The following is a 16323-nucleotide window of genomic DNA, read 5'->3' as shown; positions in this document are numbered from 1 at the left end:
TGACCCTTTCTGATGGCTGCGCCTTACCAGGCGGCCACGCAGCCGTCGCTGCGCGGGTCTTCACCGCCCTCGATCCAGCCTTCCGGGTGCCGCACCAGGGCGCCGGCGTGGCCCATGCGCTCGTCGTAGTCGCCGACCACCTCCACCGGGTGGCCCAGCGCGCGCAGGCGTTCCAGCACTTCCGGCGCGTAGCGCGACTCCAGCTTGAGGCTGGTGCTCTGCTCGGCCCAGGTGCGGCCGAGCAGCCAGCGCGGCGCCGCCACCGCCGAGCGGACGTTGTGGCCGCCCCACACGTAGCGCGAGAACACCGCGGCCTGGGTTTGCGGCTGCCCCTCGCCGCCCATCGTGCCGTACACCAGCAGGCGCCCGTCGTCGAGACGGGCCATGGCTGGGTTGAGGGTGTGGAAGGGCTTGCGGCCGGGTTCCAGGCTGCGCAGCCGGCCAGGGCGCAGGTCGAAGCTGCAGCCCCGGTTCTGCCACCAGATGCCGGTCTCGGGCAGCACCACGCCGCTGCCGAACTCGAAGTAGATGCTCTGGATCATGCTCACCGCGCGGCCTTCGCCATCCACCACGCCCATCCAGGTGGTGTCGCCGTCGGAGTTGGGGGCCGGCCATGGGCTGGCCTGATCGAGGGGCACGGCGGCGGCCAGGGCGGCCAGATGGGCGTCGTCGAGCAGACGGGCGGGGTCGATGCCCATGGCGGCCGGATCGGTGACGTGTTTGTCGCGCACCATGAAGGCCTGCTTGGTGGCCTCGACCAGGGCGTGGATGCCTTCCACGCTGTCGGGGCTCCAGCCGGCCTGGCGGATGCGGTCGTAGATGCCGAGGATGAGCAGCGAGGCCAGGCCTTGGGTGGGCGGGGCCATGTTGTACACGGTGCCGCAGGACAGCCGGGCTTCGAGGGGGGCCTTCAGTTCGGCCTGGTGACGGGCCAGATCGGCGGTGCTCACCGGGCTGCCCACGGCGGCCAGGTCTGCGCCGATCTGTCGGGCCAGCTCGCCCCGGTAGAAGTCGTCGGCGCCGGCCCGGGCCAATTGTTCCAGCGTGGCCGCCAGGGCCGGAAAGCGGTGGCGCTGGCCATACAGCGGCACCTGGCCATCGTTCAGGAAGGCCCGGGCAAAGCCCGGCTGGCTCTGCAGCTCGCCCAGCTTGGCGCGGGTGTTGGCCTCCTGGCTGTGGGTGACGGGAAAGCCTTCGCGGGCGTAGTGGATGGCGCTCTCCAGCAGGCGCGCGAAGGGCAGGCGGCCGCCCCATTCGCGCTGGCTGTGGGCGTAGGCCGCGCCCCAGCCGGAGAGGGTGCCGGCCACGGTGTTGGCGGCCAGGGGGCCGCGCCACGGGATGCTGCTGGCCTTGCCGTACAGTTCGCGGGTCACTGCCGCCCCGGCCGCCCCGCAGGCGTCGATGGAGCGCATGGGTTGGCCCGGCGCATGCAGCAGCCAGAAGCCGTCGCCGCCAATGCCGGTCATGTGGGGGTAGACGACGGCCAGGGTGGCGGCGACGGCGATGGTCGCTTCGATGGCGTTGCCGCCTTCGCGCAGGATGTCGAGTCCGGCCTGGGAGGCCAGAGAGTGGGAGGCGACGACGGCGCCCCGGGTGCCGAGGATGGGTTTCATGCGGATTCGCCCTTCAGTTTCTGTTGGCTGTTTGACGGAACGCCCCAGGCGGGTGCCACGCGGTTGGTGGCGCTGCGGGCGGAGAGCAGATGGGAGCGCATCTCCCGGTAGGTGGTGATGACGTCGTGGGCGAGGATGGCTTCGACGATCACCGAGTGCTCCTCGAAGGATTCGCCCATCCGCTCCAGATTGCGGAACTGGGTGCGCCGGAAGGGCGACACCCGGTGGCGCAGGCTGGTGGCCATCTCGATCAGCACCGGGTTGTAGCAGCCGCGGATGATGGTGGCGTGGAGTTCGAGATTGGCCGCGTCGTAGCGGTCGATGTCGCCGTTCTGCATGGCGGCGCGGCCTTCGGCGTGGAGTTCAAGCATGTGTGCTCGGTCGGCTTCGGTCATGCGCAGGGCGGCGTGGCGGGCACAGGCGGCTTCCAGCTCGCCGATGGCCTCGAACATCTGGTCGAGCTGATCGACGCTCAGTTCGGCCACCACCGAGCCCCGGTTGGGCCGGGTGTCCACCAGCCCCATGATGGCGAGCTGTTTGAGGGCTTCGCGGATGGGGGTTCGGGATACGCTGAAGCGCGCCGCCAGGCTGACCTCGTCGAGGCGCGAGCCGGGGGCGAAGTTGCCCAGCACGATCTCGTCGGCGATGCGGCGGCACACGTCGTCGGCCAGCCCGCCCCGGCCACGGCCGGATTCAAAGGGAAAGACGCTCATCACGCAGCCTCCGCGACGGGTTGGGCCGGGTGCCAGCAGGCCACCGCGTGGCCACCCTTCGATTCCAGCGGAGGCACCTCGCGCCGGCAGCGCTCGCTGGCGTGAGCGCAGCGCGGCGCAAAGCTGCAACCCGGGGGCAGGGCGGCCAGGTCGGGGGGCGCGCCGGGCACCGCCTGCAGGGGCTGACCCCGGTGTTCGGCGCCCACTGTGGCGGCCAGCAAACCGACCGTGTAGGGGTGGCGCGGTGTGCGCACGATGTCGCCGACGGTGGCCTGCTCGACGATGCGCCCGGCGTACATCACGGCGATGCGGTCGGCCACCTCCACCGCGGCGCCGATGTCGTGGGTCACGAAGATCACCGACATGCCGGTCTCCCGCTGCAGCTCGCGCAACAGCAGCAGCACCTGGATCTGTACGGTGGCGTCCAGCGCCGTGGTCGGCTCGTCGGCCAGCAGCAGCTTGGGCTGGCAGGCCAGGGCCAGGGCGATCATGGCGCGCTGGCGCATGCCGCCGGAGAGCTCGTGGGGATAGGCATCGAAGCGTCGCCGGGCCTGGGGGATCTGCACCCGTTCGAGCATGTGCAGGGCCTGGGCGCGGGCGGCGGCTTCGCCGACGGCCCCGTGGGCGCGGATGGCCTCGGTGATCTGCTGGCCGATGGTATAGACCGGATCGAAGGCCAGCCCCGGCTCCTGGAACACCATCGACACCGTGCCGCCCCGATAGAGATCCAGGGCGCGGCCCTTGAGGGCGAGCACGTCGTGGCCGTCCACCTCGATCTTTCCCTGGATCTTGGTGCTGCGTTCGGGGTGCAGGCGCAGCAGGGTGCGCAGGGTGACGCTCTTGCCCGAGCCGGATTCGCCGAGCAGGCCGAGCACCTCGCCAGCGCCGAGTTCGATGTTGACCGCGTTCAGGGCGCTGGCCTTGCGATTGCCGCAGAACTGGACGGACAGGTTCTGCAGGGACACCAGGGGGGCGGTCATGCTTGTGTCTCCGGAAGCGCCCCGGGGTGGCCCGAGGCGGGGTCGTTGAGGTGGCAGGCGGCCTGGTGGGCCGGGTCGCCGGGGAGGCTGATCAGGGCCGGGCTCGTGGCTTCGCAGACCGGATGCGCGTGGGGGCAGCGGTCGCGGAAGCGGCAGCCGCTCGGCGGGTTGATCGGGTTGGGCGGGTCGCCGGCCAGGGGCGACGATTCGGTGCGCCGGTCCGGGTCCATGGATGGCACGGCTGACAGCAGGGCCCGGGTGTAAGGGTGGGCCGCCTGGCCGTAGATGCGCTCCACCGGGCCGGTCTCCACCACCTGGCCCAGGTACATCACCATCACGTAGTCGGAAATGTAATGCACCACGTGCAGATCGTGGGAGATGAACAGGTAGGTGAGCTGGCGCTCCGCCTTGAGCTCCTGAAGCAGGTTGAGCACCTGGGCCTGCACCGACTTGTCCAGCGCCGCCACGGCCTCGTCGAGGATCACCAGGCGCGGATCGAAGGCCAGGGCGCGGGCAATGTTGACCCGTTGGCGCTGGCCGCCCGACAGCTCGTGGGGGTAGCGGCTGGCGAACTGCTCCGGCGCCAGGCCGACGCGGGCCAGCAGATCGTGGGCCTGGCGCTTGGCCTCGGCGGCCGGCATGCCGTGGACGCGGGGGCCGTAGGCGATGGTTTCGGCGATGGTCAGGCGCGGGTTGAGGGAGGCGAAGGAGTCCTGGAAAACCATCTGCAAGCTGCGCCGGAATTCCTTCAGGCGGATGCCGCCGAATTCATCGACGCCTTCGCCATCGAACACCATGCTGCCCGAGTCAGCCTGCATCAGGCGGGCGATGAGGCGGGCGGTGGTGGACTTGCCACAGCCGGATTCGCCGACGATGCCCAGGGTCTTGCCCTTGGGGACCGAGAAGCTGACGCCATCGACGGCATGGACGAACTTCTTCGTCCGTTCGAGGGGGCCGCCGCGCACGGGGAAGTGCTTTTTCAGGTTGCGCACGACGAGCAGGGGCTGGGCCGGGCCGCCCCGGTCGTGGAGCGGGCTGGGGGTATGGGGAGCGGAGTTCATCGACGGATGTCCATGGCGGAGCGCACGCTGTCTGCAAGCAGATTGAATGCGATGGAGGTGACGAAGATCAGGGCGCCGGGCAGGGCCGCGATCCAGGGATTGACGTAGATGGCCGAGCGCAGGGTGTTGAGCATCAGGCCCCACTCGGGTTCCGGCGGCTTGACGCCGAGGCCGAGGAAGGACAGGCCGGAGGCGAGGATCATGCTCACGCTGAGCAGGCCCGTGGCATACACGAAGACCGGCCCGAGCACGTTGCCCAGCACATGCACGCGGATGATCGAGAAGGCGCTGGCGCCGCTCATCCGTGCCGCCTCGATGTAGTCGAGCTGGCGCACCTGGGTGGTGACGCTCTCGGCCACCCGCACCACCTGGGGCAAGAAGACCAGGGTCAGGGCGATCAGGCTGTTGCTCATGCCCGGCCCCAGGGCGCCGGAAATCGCCACTGCCAGCAGTACCGACGGAAAGGCGTAGAAGACGTCGAGCACCCGCATGATGACCATGTTGAGCCGGCCGCCCACATAGCCGGCGAGCAGGCCGATGGCCGTGCCGATGCCGAAGGCGGCCAGCACCGGCACCACGCCCATCAGCAGCGACAGGCGGCCGCCGTGCATCAGGCGCGAGAGCATGTCGCGGCCCAGCTCGTCGGTGCCGAGCAGGAAGCCCGGGCTGCCGATGGGCAGCAGGCGCTTGAGCATGCTCGCCTTGTAGGGGTCGGCCGGAGCCAGCCAGGGGGCCAGCACGGCGGCGCCGATGATCAGCAGCAGGACCAGGCCGGCGGCCAGGGCCATGGGGTCGCGGCGCAGCTGGCGCCCGACCACCCGCCAGTAGCTGCGGCTGGGGGCCGGGGCGGCAACGGGGGCGGCCGCCGGCAGGGAGAGTTCGAGGGTTGCGGACATGGTTTGGCTCCGGTCAGCTGCGGCCCATGCGCGGGTCGATCAGCGGTTGCAGGATGTCCACCAGCAGGTTGAGGACGACGAAGAACATGCACAGCACCAGGATGGTTCCCTGCAGCAGCGGGATGTCGCGCTGGAAGATGGCGGTGTTGAGCAGGAAGCCGGTGCCCGGCCAGGCAAACACGGTTTCCACCAGGATCGAGCCGCCCATCAGGTAGCCGATCTGCAGGCCGGCGACGGCGAGCACGGTGGGGGCGGTGTTCTTGGCGACGTGGCGGAAGATGGCGACGCCGGACAGGCCCCGGGCGCGCAGCGCGGTGACGAACTCCTGCTCCAGCATGTCGGCCACCAGGGCGCGCACGGTGCGGGTGATGATGCCCATCGGGATCACCGACAGGGTCAGCGCCGGCAGCACCAGGTGACGCAGGTGTTCGGTGTCCCACAGCCACTCGGAGGAACCGCCGGGGCCCGCACCCATGGCCGGAAACCAGGGCAGCCAGATGGAAAACAGGATGGTGAGCACCAGGCCCAGCCAGTAGTGGGGAATGCTCACGCCGATCACCGAGATGACGGTGGCCACCCGGTCGATCCAGGTGCCGTGGCGGTAGCCGGCCAGGGCGCCGAGCACGCAGCCGACCAGCACGCCACCCAGGGCGGCCATGCCGGCGAGCAGCAGGGTGTTGCTGACGGCGCTCAGTACCTCGGCGGTGACGGCGCGGCCCGAGGCGATCGAGGTGCCCAGGTCGCCCTGCACGGCGCGCATCAGCCACAGACCGTATTGCACCGGCACGGGCTTGTCGAGGCCGTAGGCGCTCTTGAGGGCCTGGATGACCTCTTCGGGGGCGTCGGCCGGGGCGATGGCATTGAGTGGGTCACCCGGTGCCAGATAGACGAGCACGAAGGACACCACCGTCACGCTCAGGGCGATGGGGATGGCGTAGATCAGACGTTTGAGGATGTAGGCAAACATGGCGCGCTTTCTCCGATCCGGGGCCGGATCGTTGCAGGGCCGGGGCGCACCCCGGCCCGGTGGGTCACATGCGAAGGGTGGTCAGGTCCTGGAACCAGTGCTGGGCCTGGACGAATTCCTTGACCTTGGGCGACAGGGCGTGGGGATTCACGTCATGCACCACCCACAGCATCAGGGCGTCGTTCACCATGGTCTGATGGACGAAGGACAGCAGCGCGTCCTGCTTCCTGGTATCGAAGGTGGTGCGGATCTGGTCGATGGCGGCGTCCACCTTGGGGTTGTTGTAGCCGCCCCAGTTCACGCCATTCGGTGCCACGTAGCGGCTGTCGGCGAAGCGGGTCAGGGCGTAGAAGGGGTCGGCGGTGACGTAGCCCAGGTTGATCGCGGTGATGCCCTTGCCGGCGTTCATGTCGGCCTTGGCACCGCTGCGCCAGTGCAGGTAGAGGTTTTCCAGCTCGACCACCTCGAAGCTCACCTGGATGCCGATCTCGGCCAGACTTTGCTGGATGAACTCGTTCATGGGCAGGGACAGCATCTGGCCGGTGCCGCCCTGGGCGATGATCACCTTGGCCTTGAGCGGCTTGGACGGACCGTAGCCGGCCTGGGCCATCAGGGCGCGGGCGGCGGGCAGGTCGTAGCCGATCTTGAATTCGGGCTTGCCGAACCACGGGCTGGTGGGGTCGAGCTGGCCCTTGGCCGGGGTCGCGAGCCCGCCCATCAGACTGACCACAGCGCTACGGTCGATGGCCAGGTTGGCTGCCTTGCGCACCCGGATGTCGGCCCACGGTGAGCCCGGCTGGGTGGAGAAGTGATAGGGCCAGACGTGGGGCGTGACGTTCTGCACCAGCTTGAAGCCGGCGCCCTTGAGTTGCGGCAGCACGTCGGGCGGCGGGGTCTCGATGATGTCCACCTGGCCATTGAGCAGCGCGTTGGCGCGGGTCATGGCGTCGGGGATGGGCACCAGCACGATGCGGTCGGTCTTGGCCATGCGCGCCTTGTCCCAGTAGGCGGTGTTCTTGACCAGATCCGCACGTTCGCGGGGCACCAGCTTGTCGAGCCTGAACGGGCCGGTACCGGAAGGCTTGGCGGCCACCTTGTTCCAGTCCTTGCCCATTTTTTCCCACTGGGTCGGGCTGGAGATCAGGAACCAGGGGAGCTGGTAGGGGAAGAGGGCATCCGCCTCCTTGGTGGTGATCTCCACGCTGTAGTCGCCGACCTTGCGATAGCTGGCGATGGACGGAATGCGCGGGCGCACCTGGGCGCTCTGCTTGGCGTCGAACTGGGGCGACTTGTCGGCCAGCACCTTGTCCAGGTTCCACACCACCGCGTCGGCGTTGAACTCGGAGCCATCATGGAACTTGACCCCCTTGCGCAGGGTGAACACCCACTTCTTGTTGTCCTTGGCGTCCACCTTCCATTCGCTGGCCAGGCCCGGCACCAGCTTGCCCGGGCGATTGCCCACGTTGGCCTCCCAGGCCACCAGCGGGTCATAGAGGGTGTGGCCGGTGAACTGGTAGGCCCCGGCGCCCCGGTCGGGCTGGCCGGTGGTCAGCGGAATGTCGGCCATCGAGATGCCGTAGCGAGCGACCGTTTCTGCATGCAATCCGCCGTGCATGACAAGGGCCAGGGGGAAGGCGGCAAACCATCTGCAAAGCTTGATCGAATTGGGCTTCATGGGTATCTCCGAAGTGGTGAAAGCACTTCAGGGATTGCATGCAATGTGCCAATCCGCCGTTTTTTCCGGATGTATTTTCTAAATCGATGTTTGCTATCGATTAACAGGACAATTGTTCAAAAGCGTGAAATCAGACGGCACAGGGCGGATTGCATGCACGGCGCACCCGGCAGGTGCGTGCCGAGGTGATCCGTCACCCACTCGGGGGCATTGACGACGTGGATTGAGGGAACAGGCGGGCTGTTCGATACCGCTGGCTGCGAGCCAGCGGCCCACCTGGGGACGCTTGGTGGCGAGGGGCTCAAGCACAGCACCAAGATCCTGAACGGCCAGCTGGAAGAGCGGGAGGCGGAAATCCGGTACATCAAGCACGGCCTTGCCGCCGAGTTTGGCCTGACGCCCTACGGCACCTTTCGCCCGTAGGACATCAGGTCGATGCTGCAGGCCGACGTGGACGCGGCCAGTGATTCAAAGGGCTTGAAGGCGTGGCTCAAGACGATCACCCCGCCCCGGCAGCGTGCCCCGGATTTCGATTTCTTCTGATCCGGCTAGCCCGCCAGAAATGAAGGGCCGCTCTCCTTCTTCACCCACTCTTCATCGCTCTTGACGCGCTTCTCGGCGCGCTGGGCGAGTTTGACGGCGATGGAGACGGCGCGTTCGATGAGGGCGTCCTCGTTGTCGGTGTTCAGCTCGCGCGTCTGGATCAAGCCCGAGAAGATGGTGGCGGACATGTTTGCCACGACCGACTCGCTGTGCTGCAGATGGAGGAATTCCTCGTTGGCCATTGTGCGTCCCTCATGACTGGTTATGTGATGGTCATTTTGGATGCTCGCACCTCCCCTTCCGGCCGCCTATGAACTGCTTCACTGCGGGGAAACGCCATCTAGGGTTTCTTGGCGCGGATCAAGGTTTTCTCCTAAGGTGGGACTTAGGATCGCCCCACACCGCAAAAAACCCTGAGTCAGTCATGGATGTTGCCCGTCGTCGTTTTCTGGGTGGTCGTGGGCCCGGGCCGGCGCCCTTCCGCCCGCCCTGGAGCGTAGCCGAACCCTTTTTTCTGGATCGTTGCACCCGCTGCAATGACTGCCTCAAGGCATGCCCCACGCAGTTGCTGGTGGCCGGGCAGGGGGGCTACCCGGAGGCGGACTTTTCGGATGCCCACTGCACCCTGTGTGGCGACTGTGCTCGTGTGTGTTCCACCGGGGCCATCGGCCGGGACGTTGAGCAGACGCCCTGGTCTTTCGGCATCGCCATTGGCGATGGCTGTCTGGCGGCCCAGAACGTGGAGTGCCGCGTCTGCGGCGAGTTGTGTGATGCCGGCGCGATCCGCTTTCGTCCCCGTCTTGGCGGGGTTCCCCTCCCCGATGTGGACAACACGGCGTGTTCCGGCTGCGGTGCCTGCATCGCGCCCTGTCCTGTCGTCGCGATCCAGCGCGTCGCTGTCAATCCTGCTCAGGAGCTCTCATGAACATCGTCAGTCTTGTCCTGCGCATCAAGCCGGAAACCCGTGCCGAGGCCGAGGCCGCCCTGACTGCCTTTCCTGGCGTTGAATGCCATGGCATGTCCGAGGACGGCAAACTTGTGGTGACCGTCGAGGATGCGGAAGGGGCGTCCATGTCCGACACCCTCATCGCCCTGCACCGGGTGCCTCAGGTGCTGGCCGCCACCCTGGCCTACGAACACACCGACACACCGCTGCCGGCGAGCTTTAACGAAACCCCAGCCACGCATTCCGTGAATTCCCCCTGCGAGGAGGCTCAATCATGACCATCAACCGACGCGATTTCATCAAGACCCAGGCCATTGCCACGGCCGCGGCCACGGCCGGCATTTCGCTGCCCGCGCTGGCAGCCAAGAAAGAGGCGGCGCCTGCTGCCACCGAAAACAGTGCCGCCGTGCGCTGGGACAAGGCGGCCTGCCGCTTCTGCGGCACGGGCTGCTCGGTGCTGGTGGGCGTGCAGAACGGCCGCGTGGTGGCCACCCAGGGCGACCCGGACTCCCAGGTCAACCGGGGTCTCAACTGCATCAAGGGCTATTTCCTGTCCAAGATCATGTATGGCGAAGACCGCCTGACGCGTCCGCTGCTGCGCATGAAGAACGGCAAGTACGACAAGAACGGCGAATTCACCCCGATCAGCTGGAACGCGGCCTTCGACATCATGGCTGAGAAGTGGAAGGAGGCCCTCAAGACCACCGGTCCTGCCTCCATCGCCATGTTCGGCTCCGGCCAATGGACCATCTGGGAAGGCTATGCCGCCTCCAAGCTGATGAAGGCCGGCTTCCGCTCCAACAACCTCGACCCCAACGCCCGCCACTGCATGGCCTCCGCCGTGGCCGGCTTCATGCGGACTTTCGGCATCGACGAGCCGATGGGCTGCTATGACGACATCGAGCAGGCCGATGGTTTCGTGCTGTGGGGTTCCAACATGGCCGAGATGCACCCCATCTTGTGGACCCGCATCACCGACCGCCGCCTGACCAAGACCGACACCCAGGTGCATGTGCTCTCCACCTTCGAGCACCGCAGCTTCGAGCTGGCCGACAACGGCATGATCTTCGTGCCCAACACCGATCTGGCCATCCTGAACTTCATCTGCAATTACATCATCCAGAACAACAAGGTCAATCAGGAGTTCGTCAAGAAGAACGTCAACTTCAAGATGGGCGAGACCGACATCGGCTTTGGCCTGCGCCCGGCCCATGCCCTCGAGAAGGACGCCAAGTTCAACGGTTACCCCGGCGCCGACGGCAAGCCCAAGAACAACCCCAACGATGCCCGCCCGAGCAACTTTGACGAGTTCAAGAAGTTCGTTTCCGAGTACACCGTCGAGAAGGTTTCCAAACTCTCCGGCGTGCCCAAGGACCGTCTGATCAAGATGGCCGAGCTGTATGCCGACCCGAAGAAGAAGGTGGTCAGCTTCTGGACCATGGGTTTCAATCAGCACACCCGCGGCACCTGGGTGAACAACATGATCTACAACGTCCACCTGCTGGTGGGCAAGATCTCCACCCCGGGCTCTGGCCCTTTTTCCCTCACCGGTCAGCCGTCCGCCTGTGGCACTGCCCGGGAGGTGGGTACCTTTGCCCACCGCCTGCCGGCCGACATGGTGGTGACCAACCCGGAGCATCGCCGTCACACCGAAGAGCTCTGGCAACTCCCCGAGGGCACCATCCCCGACAAGATCGGCCTCCATGCCGTGGCCCAGAGCCGCGCCCTCAAGGACGGCAAGGTCAAGTGTTACTGGACCAGTACCACCAACAACATGCAGGCTGGCCCCAACGTTAACCAGGAGATCTACCCAGGCTGGCGCAATCCGGTGGCTTTCGTTGTGGTGTCGGACGTGTACCCCACCGTGTCGGCCCTGGCCGCCGACCTGATCCTGCCCTCCGCCATGTGGACCGAGAAGGAAGGCGCCTTCGGCAACGCCGAGCGGCGCACCCAGGTGTGGCGTCAGCAGGTCAAGGCACCCGGTGAGGCCAAGTCCGATCTGTGGCAGTACATGGAGTTCTCCAAGCGCTTCAAGGTCGAGGAAGTGTGGCCGGCCGAGCTGATCGCCAAGAAGCCCGAGCTGAAGGGCAAGACCCTCTACGACGTGCTTTACGCCAACAAGGTGGTCAACAAGTTCCCCAAGAGCGAGACCGTCAAGGTCAACGAGCACGCCATCAAGAATTACACCAACGACGAGTCAGAGGCCTTCGGCTACTACGTGCAGAAAGGCCTGTTCGAGGAATACGCCCTGTTCGGCCGTGGCCACGGCCACGACCTGGCACCCTTCGATGTCTATCACAAGGCCCGCGGCCTGCGCTGGCCGGTGGTTGATGGCAAGGAAACCCTGTGGCGCTTCCGCGAGGGCTATGACCCCTACGTGAAAGCCGGCGAAGGCGTGAGGTTTTACGGCCACAAGGACGGCAAGGCGGTCATCTTCGCGCTGCCCTACCAGGACCCCCCGGAAAAGCCCGATGCCGAGTTCGACCTGTGGTTGTGTACCGGCCGTGTGCTGGAGCACTGGCACACTGGCTCCATGACCCGGCGCGTGCCTGAACTGCACAAGGCCGTGCCCGAGGCCCAGGTCTTCATGCACCCGGACGACGCCAAGAAGCGCGGCCTGCAGCGGGGCATGGTGGTGAAGGTGCAGTCCCGCCGTGGCGAGATGACCGCCCGCATCGAGACCAAGGGCCGCAACAAGCCCCCGGTCGGGTTGATCTTCGTGCCCTTCTTCGACGAGTCCAAGCTGGTCAACAAGCTCACCCTAGACGCCACCTGCCCGATCTCCAAGGAGACCGACTACAAGAAGTGCGCCGTCAAGGTGGTGCGCGCCTGAGTGTCGGTGGTGCCCCGTCCGCCGGATGGGGTGCCCTGAATGAGAAAGATCATGGACACCGGTCAGACGAAACCCGCCAGCAAGGCGCCTGCTGCCGCTACCCCAGCGTCGGTGGGCCGGCGGAAGTTCATCAACAGCGTGGCTGCCGCCGCTGGTGGCGGCTGCCTGTTGGCGCTGGGGGCGGGGCTGTACTCGCGCAGCGCAGCGGCATTGCCGGCCCAGGCCATTCGCCCGCCCGGTGCCTTGCCCGAACCTGACTTTCTTGCAGCCTGCGTGCGCTGCGGCCTGTGCGTGCGTGACTGCCCCTACGACACGCTCAAATTGTCCGACCTGGGTGACCCGGTGCCCACCGGCACCCCGTATTTCCATGCCCGCAGCGTGCCCTGCGAGATGTGCGAGGACATCCCCTGCGTCAAGGCCTGCCCCACCGGGGCCCTGGACCGGGAGCTGACCGACATCAACCAGGCCCGCATGGGCCTTGCCGCCCTCGTGGACCACGAGAGCTGCCTCAATTTCCTCGGTCTGCGCTGTGACGTGTGCTACCGGGTGTGCCCGGTGATCGACAAGGCGATCACCCTCGAGACCCAGCACAACCCCCGCTCCGACCGCCATGCCATGCTGTTGCCCACCGTCCACTCCGACGCGTGCACGGGCTGCGGCAAATGCGAAAAATCCTGCGTGCTGCCGGTGGCGGCCATCAAGGTCTTCCCCCGGGTGCTTGCCCAGGGGGCGCTGCCGGCCCACTACCGCAAGGGCTGGGAAGAAAAAGCCCGCCATGGCGGTTCGCTGATTGGTGAGCAGGTGGAGATGCCTGTGCGCGGCTTCGACGGCCCCACCGCCGGCCGCCAGGCCACCGAGACCGTAGTGGCCCCCGCCGCAACCGGCGCCGAGGCTCCGGTTGCCCCGGTGGCTCCTGCGGCCTCTACCGCGCCGCAGCCGAGGGACGCCGGCGGCCTCAACTCGAAATGGAAGCCGTGAACATGGCGACCACCACCCTTCCGTCCAAGCCCGCGCCGGCCGTCTGCACTCCGGCCCGCAGTCTGTGGCAGCGTCAGCGCTGGCTGATCCTGCGGCGCAGCAGCCAGCTGCTGATCCTGCTGGCCTTTCTCACCGGGCCGTGGTTTGGCCTATGGATCGCCAAGGGCAACCTGTCCTCGTCCCTGACCCTGGACGTGCTGCCCCTCACCGATCCGCTGCTGGTTCTGCAGACCCTCGTCACCGGCCATCTGCCCTATTCGTCGGCGCTGATCGGCGCGGCCATCGTCCTGGGTTTTTACCTGCTGGTGGGGGGACGGGTGTTCTGCAGCTGGGTCTGCCCCGTCAATGTGGTTACCGATGCGGCCGCCTGGACGCGCCGTCGCCTGGGCATCAAGACCGGTCGGGTGCCCGACGCGGCCACCCGCTACTGGCTGCTCGGCGGCCTGCTGGTGGCAGCCGCAGTCACCGGCCACCTGGTCTGGGAGTGGGTCAATCCCGTGTCCCTGCTGCATCGGGGGCTGATCTTCGGCATGGGCGGTGGCCTCTTCGTGATCGCCGGCATCTTCATCTACGACGTGCTGGTGGCCAGCCGCGGCTGGTGCGGCCACCTGTGCCCCATGGGTGCCTTCTACGGGTTGCTCGGCAAGACCGCCCTGCTGCGGGTTGCGGCCCCCAATCGCAAGGCCTGCGACGACTGCATGGACTGCTTTGCCGTCTGCCCCGAACCCCAGGTGATCCGCCCCGCCCTCAAGCAGGTGGGACAGATCCACCCCCTCATTCTGGCCCCGGATTGCACCACCTGCGGCCGCTGTATCGATGTGTGCGACAAACAGGTTTTCAAGATGACTCATAGGTTCGACCAAAGGAGCGAGTGATGAACAAGCCGACCTTCAAATCCACCCGCCTGCGTGCTGTAGCCCTGGCCCTGACCCTCTCCATGGGTCTGGCGCAGACCTTCCTCGCCCCCGCTACCGCCGTGGCCGCCACCGAAGCGCCCGTCAAGCTGCAAAGCCTGCGCGGGGCCGAGATCGACGCCTCCGATCCGGAAGGCGACGGTACCCGCTACGGCCGCGATCAGGCGCCCCTGCCCCGGGATTTCGTGCAGCAGCCGCCGCTGATTCCCCACACCATCAAGGGCTACACCGTCACCAAGAACTTCAACAAGTGCCTGGACTGTCATGCCTGGTCCCGCGCCAAGGAGAGCGGTGCCACCAAGATCTCGGTGACCCACTTCAAGACCCGGGAAGGCGAGGAGCTGTCCAGCGTGTCGCCCCGCCGTTATTTCTGCAACCAGTGCCACGTGCCCCAGAGCGACGCCAAGCCGCTGGTGGGCAACACCTTCAAGCCCGGCACCGGCATGCGCTGACCGACAGACCACGGGAGTTCGGATAAATGGAAACCAACAACAAGGGCTTCATCGGCCGCATCCGATCACTGGGCTGGGGATTTGCCGCGATGCTGTTCATCGGCGGCGTCCTCTTCTGGGGTGCCTTCAACACCGCCATGGAATGGACCAACCGGGAGGCGTTCTGCATCTCCTGCCATGAGATGAAGGACAACGTGTACCAGGAGTACCGCAACACCATCCACGCCTCCAACCGCTCGGGCGTCCGTGCCACCTGCCCGGACTGCCATGTGCCCAAGGAGTGGGGCCCCAAGATCATCCGCAAGATCCAGGCCTCCAACGAGGTGCTGCACAAGATCCTCGGCACCATCGACACGCCGGAGAAGTTCAACGCCAAGCGCCTCGAACTGGCCAAGCATGAATGGGAACGAATGAAGAAGACCGACTCCCGCGAGTGCCGCAACTGCCACAACTTCGACAGCTTCGACTATGCCGAGCAGGGGCGCCGTTCGTCCCGGATGCACCAGACCGGCCTGAACGAGGGCAAGACCTGCATCGACTGCCACAAGGGCATCGCCCACGCGCTGCCCGAAGTGGAGCAGGCCATCGGCGCACCGAAGGAAGGCGCAACCCCCGAGGAATTCCACCCGACGACGCCGAAGCCGGCCGAAGCCGGGAAGGACGCCGACAAGGCGACCAAGGGCTGAACCCGGAGTAGGGGGAGCAGAACGCTGGGCCGCAAGGCCTGGCATGGGGAGTGGACGGGCCGCGCATGCGGCCCGTTCGCTTGTGTACGCGGCATGGGCGCACGTTTGTGGAGTCTCCGCTGAAACGCCCGGTTGTCGGGGCTTTCCGGAGAAGATGCGCGCGACCCCGGCCGGCCGGAGTAGACTTGCTGGTCTATGTCGGCGGCGTGATGAGAGGCGCGGGAGCCCGTATGGTTGAGATGGATATCGAGGAGGACGGGCGGGGTGACCTGCAGGCCTCGCTGCAGCGGGCCATCCTCAACGGTGTGCCCGACGGCATCCTCGTCGTGGACCGCGATCGCAAGCTCGTCTCGGTGAATGAGCGCTTCTTCGCCGTGTGGGGCATTCCCCGGCCAGAGGGGGCCCTGGCCTTGCTGTACGGCACCGACGAGGCCCGCCTGATCGAGCAGGCGCTGACCCGGGTGGCCGACCCGGAGGGCTTTGCCGCCCGGGTGGCGGCCTTGAATGCCGACCTCCAGCTTGATGACGTGAGCGACATCCCGCTGCGTGATGGCCGCACCCTGCGGCGCCATACCACCGGCCTGGGCAGCGCCGATGGCACTTGCCGGGGGCGCGTCTGGTACTTCCGCGACGTCTCCGACATCATCCAGTCCCAGTGTGCGCTGGCTGACAGTGAGCAGCGCTATCGCACGGCCTTTCAGACAACCCTCGATGCGGTTGCCATCACGACCCTGGCCGACGGGGTGTACGCGGATGTGAACCAGGCCTTCATCGATATCACCGGCTACGCCCGGGAGGAGATCATCGGCCACAGCTCCCTGGAGCTGGGCATCTGGGCCGACCCGGAAGACCGCAAGGGTTTCAGCGAAAAGCTGCGCAACAGCCAGGCCCGCCTGCAACTGGAGGCCCGCTTCCGCAAGAAGTGCGGGGAGGTTTTCTGCATACCATTCCACACAATTCATAACGCATGCATCGAGCGCATCTGCTCAACCCCTCTGACGAAGCTACTGAGCCTTGCGAAGCCCTGCCAGAGGGTTTTGACACCGGGCTCGCCGTCGCCTTTGCG

Annotated in this window: 17 protein-coding genes and 1 pseudogene; 9 read left to right on the top strand and 9 right to left on the bottom strand. The window is 66.7% G+C overall.

Annotated features, from left to right (window positions below):
* Nucleotides 1-23: 23 nt before the first annotated feature.
* The 7 genes from ggt to PHI64_RS17615 form a co-directional block, all read right to left on the bottom strand.
* Nucleotides 24-1613 carry a gamma-glutamyltransferase gene (gene ggt, locus PHI64_RS17645; RefSeq protein WP_299885568.1) on the bottom strand — a complete coding sequence of 530 codons (1590 nt, stop codon included), beginning with the start codon at nt 1611-1613 and terminating at the stop codon, nt 24-26.
* Nucleotides 1610-2326 carry a GntR family transcriptional regulator gene (locus PHI64_RS17640; protein ID WP_299885565.1) on the bottom strand — a complete coding sequence of 239 codons (717 nt, stop codon included), beginning with the start codon at nt 2324-2326 and terminating at the stop codon, nt 1610-1612. The genes ggt and PHI64_RS17640 overlap by 4 nt, the downstream gene beginning before the upstream one ends.
* Nucleotides 2326-3306 (bottom strand): ABC transporter ATP-binding protein, encoded by a 981-nt coding sequence (locus tag PHI64_RS17635; RefSeq protein ID WP_299885562.1) that lies wholly within the window; start codon nt 3304-3306, stop codon nt 2326-2328. The genes PHI64_RS17640 and PHI64_RS17635 overlap by 1 nt, the downstream gene beginning before the upstream one ends.
* Nucleotides 3303-4367: an ABC transporter ATP-binding protein gene (locus PHI64_RS17630; protein WP_299885559.1), complete on the bottom strand. Its 1065-nt coding sequence runs from the start codon at nt 4365-4367 to the stop codon at nt 3303-3305. Before PHI64_RS17630 ends, PHI64_RS17635 begins: the two co-directional genes overlap by 4 nt.
* Nucleotides 4364-5263, bottom strand: a complete 900-nt coding sequence (locus PHI64_RS17625) for an ABC transporter permease (RefSeq protein ID WP_299885556.1) — start codon at nt 5261-5263, stop codon at nt 4364-4366. Before PHI64_RS17625 ends, PHI64_RS17630 begins: the two co-directional genes overlap by 4 nt.
* Nucleotides 5264-5276: 13 nt before the next feature.
* Complete coding sequence (locus PHI64_RS17620) at nt 5277-6230, bottom strand: ABC transporter permease (protein WP_299885554.1); 954 nt, start codon at nt 6228-6230, stop codon at nt 5277-5279.
* A 64-nt stretch (nt 6231-6294) separates the two neighbouring features.
* Nucleotides 6295-7905, bottom strand: a complete 1611-nt coding sequence (locus PHI64_RS17615; protein ID WP_299885551.1) for an ABC transporter substrate-binding protein — start codon at nt 7903-7905, stop codon at nt 6295-6297.
* 210 nt (nt 7906-8115) lie between these two features.
* On the opposite strand from PHI64_RS17615, the gene PHI64_RS17610 reads away from it, so the two are divergent.
* Entirely contained in the window at nt 8116-8328 is a 213-nt protein-coding gene (locus PHI64_RS17610; protein ID WP_299885548.1) for a hypothetical protein, read from the top strand.
* Between the two features lie 125 nt (nt 8329-8453).
* On the opposite strand, the gene PHI64_RS17605 is transcribed toward PHI64_RS17610, so the two are convergent.
* Nucleotides 8454-8690: a hypothetical protein gene (locus PHI64_RS17605; protein WP_299885545.1), complete on the bottom strand. Its 237-nt coding sequence runs from the start codon at nt 8688-8690 to the stop codon at nt 8454-8456.
* Nucleotides 8691-8872: 182 nt separating this feature from the next.
* Here PHI64_RS17605 and napF point away from each other — a divergent pair, with 182 nt between their 5' ends.
* The 8 genes and pseudogenes from napF to PHI64_RS17565 form a co-directional block, all read left to right on the top strand.
* A complete protein-coding gene (gene napF / locus PHI64_RS17600; protein ID WP_299885541.1) occupies nt 8873-9373 on the top strand; it encodes a ferredoxin-type protein NapF in 501 nt (166 codons plus the stop codon).
* Complete coding sequence (locus PHI64_RS17595; protein WP_296570166.1) at nt 9370-9672, top strand: chaperone NapD; 303 nt, start codon at nt 9370-9372, stop codon at nt 9670-9672. The genes napF and PHI64_RS17595 overlap by 4 nt, the downstream gene beginning before the upstream one ends.
* A complete protein-coding gene (gene napA / locus PHI64_RS17590; RefSeq protein ID WP_299885537.1) occupies nt 9669-12227 on the top strand; it encodes a nitrate reductase catalytic subunit NapA in 2559 nt (852 codons plus the stop codon). Before PHI64_RS17595 ends, napA begins: the two co-directional genes overlap by 4 nt.
* A 51-nt stretch (nt 12228-12278) precedes the next feature.
* The gene (gene napG, locus PHI64_RS17585) at nt 12279-13205 is read left to right on the top strand and encodes a ferredoxin-type protein NapG (RefSeq protein WP_299885534.1); all 927 of its coding nucleotides are present in this window, start codon (nt 12279-12281) and stop codon (nt 13203-13205) included.
* Nucleotides 13206-13207: 2 nt separating this feature from the next.
* Nucleotides 13208-14080, top strand: a complete 873-nt coding sequence (gene napH, locus PHI64_RS17580) for a quinol dehydrogenase ferredoxin subunit NapH (RefSeq protein WP_299885532.1) — start codon at nt 13208-13210, stop codon at nt 14078-14080.
* Nucleotides 14080-14571 (top strand): nitrate reductase cytochrome c-type subunit, encoded by a 492-nt coding sequence (locus PHI64_RS17575; protein WP_299885530.1) that lies wholly within the window; start codon nt 14080-14082, stop codon nt 14569-14571. Before napH ends, PHI64_RS17575 begins: the two co-directional genes overlap by 1 nt.
* Nucleotides 14572-14597: 26 nt before the next feature.
* A complete protein-coding gene (locus tag PHI64_RS17570; RefSeq protein ID WP_299885528.1) occupies nt 14598-15257 on the top strand; it encodes a NapC/NirT family cytochrome c in 660 nt (219 codons plus the stop codon).
* Nucleotides 15258-15322: 65 nt separating this feature from the next.
* Nucleotides 15323-16144, top strand: a pseudogene (locus PHI64_RS17565) (PAS domain-containing protein); the annotation flags it as partial.
* Between the two features lie 71 nt (nt 16145-16215).
* On the opposite strand, the gene PHI64_RS23625 reads toward PHI64_RS17565, so the two are convergent.
* Nucleotides 16216-16323 (bottom strand): IS4 family transposase (locus PHI64_RS23625; protein ID WP_366945212.1); only part of this gene is annotated, 108 nt, incomplete at its 5' end.

It is taken from the genome of Zoogloea sp., from assembly GCF_028689785.1.
Classification (GTDB): Bacteria; Pseudomonadota; Gammaproteobacteria; order Burkholderiales; family Rhodocyclaceae; genus Zoogloea.
The sequence above is the reverse complement of the archived record's forward strand: the minus strand, read 5'-3'. Positions and strand labels throughout refer to the sequence as shown.

Coding starts and splice junctions, on each gene's coding strand:
- PHI64_RS17575 (WP_299885530.1), top strand. CDS start 14,080: ATGAACAAGCCGACCTTCAAATCCACCCGCCTGCGTGCTGTAGCCCTG.
- napA (WP_299885537.1), top strand. CDS start 9,669: ATGACCATCAACCGACGCGATTTCATCAAGACCCAGGCCATTGCCACG.
- PHI64_RS17625 (WP_299885556.1), bottom strand. CDS start 5,263: ATGTCCGCAACCCTCGAACTCTCCCTGCCGGCGGCCGCCCCCGTTGCC.
- PHI64_RS17640 (WP_299885565.1), bottom strand. CDS start 2,326: ATGAGCGTCTTTCCCTTTGAATCCGGCCGTGGCCGGGGCGGGCTGGCC.
- napG (WP_299885534.1), top strand. CDS start 12,279: ATGGACACCGGTCAGACGAAACCCGCCAGCAAGGCGCCTGCTGCCGCT.
- napF (WP_299885541.1), top strand. CDS start 8,873: ATGGATGTTGCCCGTCGTCGTTTTCTGGGTGGTCGTGGGCCCGGGCCG.
- napH (WP_299885532.1), top strand. CDS start 13,208: ATGGCGACCACCACCCTTCCGTCCAAGCCCGCGCCGGCCGTCTGCACT.
- PHI64_RS17620 (WP_299885554.1), bottom strand. CDS start 6,230: ATGTTTGCCTACATCCTCAAACGTCTGATCTACGCCATCCCCATCGCC.
- PHI64_RS17635 (WP_299885562.1), bottom strand. CDS start 3,306: ATGACCGCCCCCCTGGTGTCCCTGCAGAACCTGTCCGTCCAGTTCTGC.
- PHI64_RS17615 (WP_299885551.1), bottom strand. CDS start 7,905: ATGAAGCCCAATTCGATCAAGCTTTGCAGATGGTTTGCCGCCTTCCCC.
- PHI64_RS17605 (WP_299885545.1), bottom strand. CDS start 8,690: ATGGCCAACGAGGAATTCCTCCATCTGCAGCACAGCGAGTCGGTCGTG.
- ggt (WP_299885568.1), bottom strand. CDS start 1,613: ATGAAACCCATCCTCGGCACCCGGGGCGCCGTCGTCGCCTCCCACTCT.
- PHI64_RS17595 (WP_296570166.1), top strand. CDS start 9,370: ATGAACATCGTCAGTCTTGTCCTGCGCATCAAGCCGGAAACCCGTGCC.
- PHI64_RS17630 (WP_299885559.1), bottom strand. CDS start 4,367: ATGAACTCCGCTCCCCATACCCCCAGCCCGCTCCACGACCGGGGCGGC.
- PHI64_RS17570 (WP_299885528.1), top strand. CDS start 14,598: ATGGAAACCAACAACAAGGGCTTCATCGGCCGCATCCGATCACTGGGC.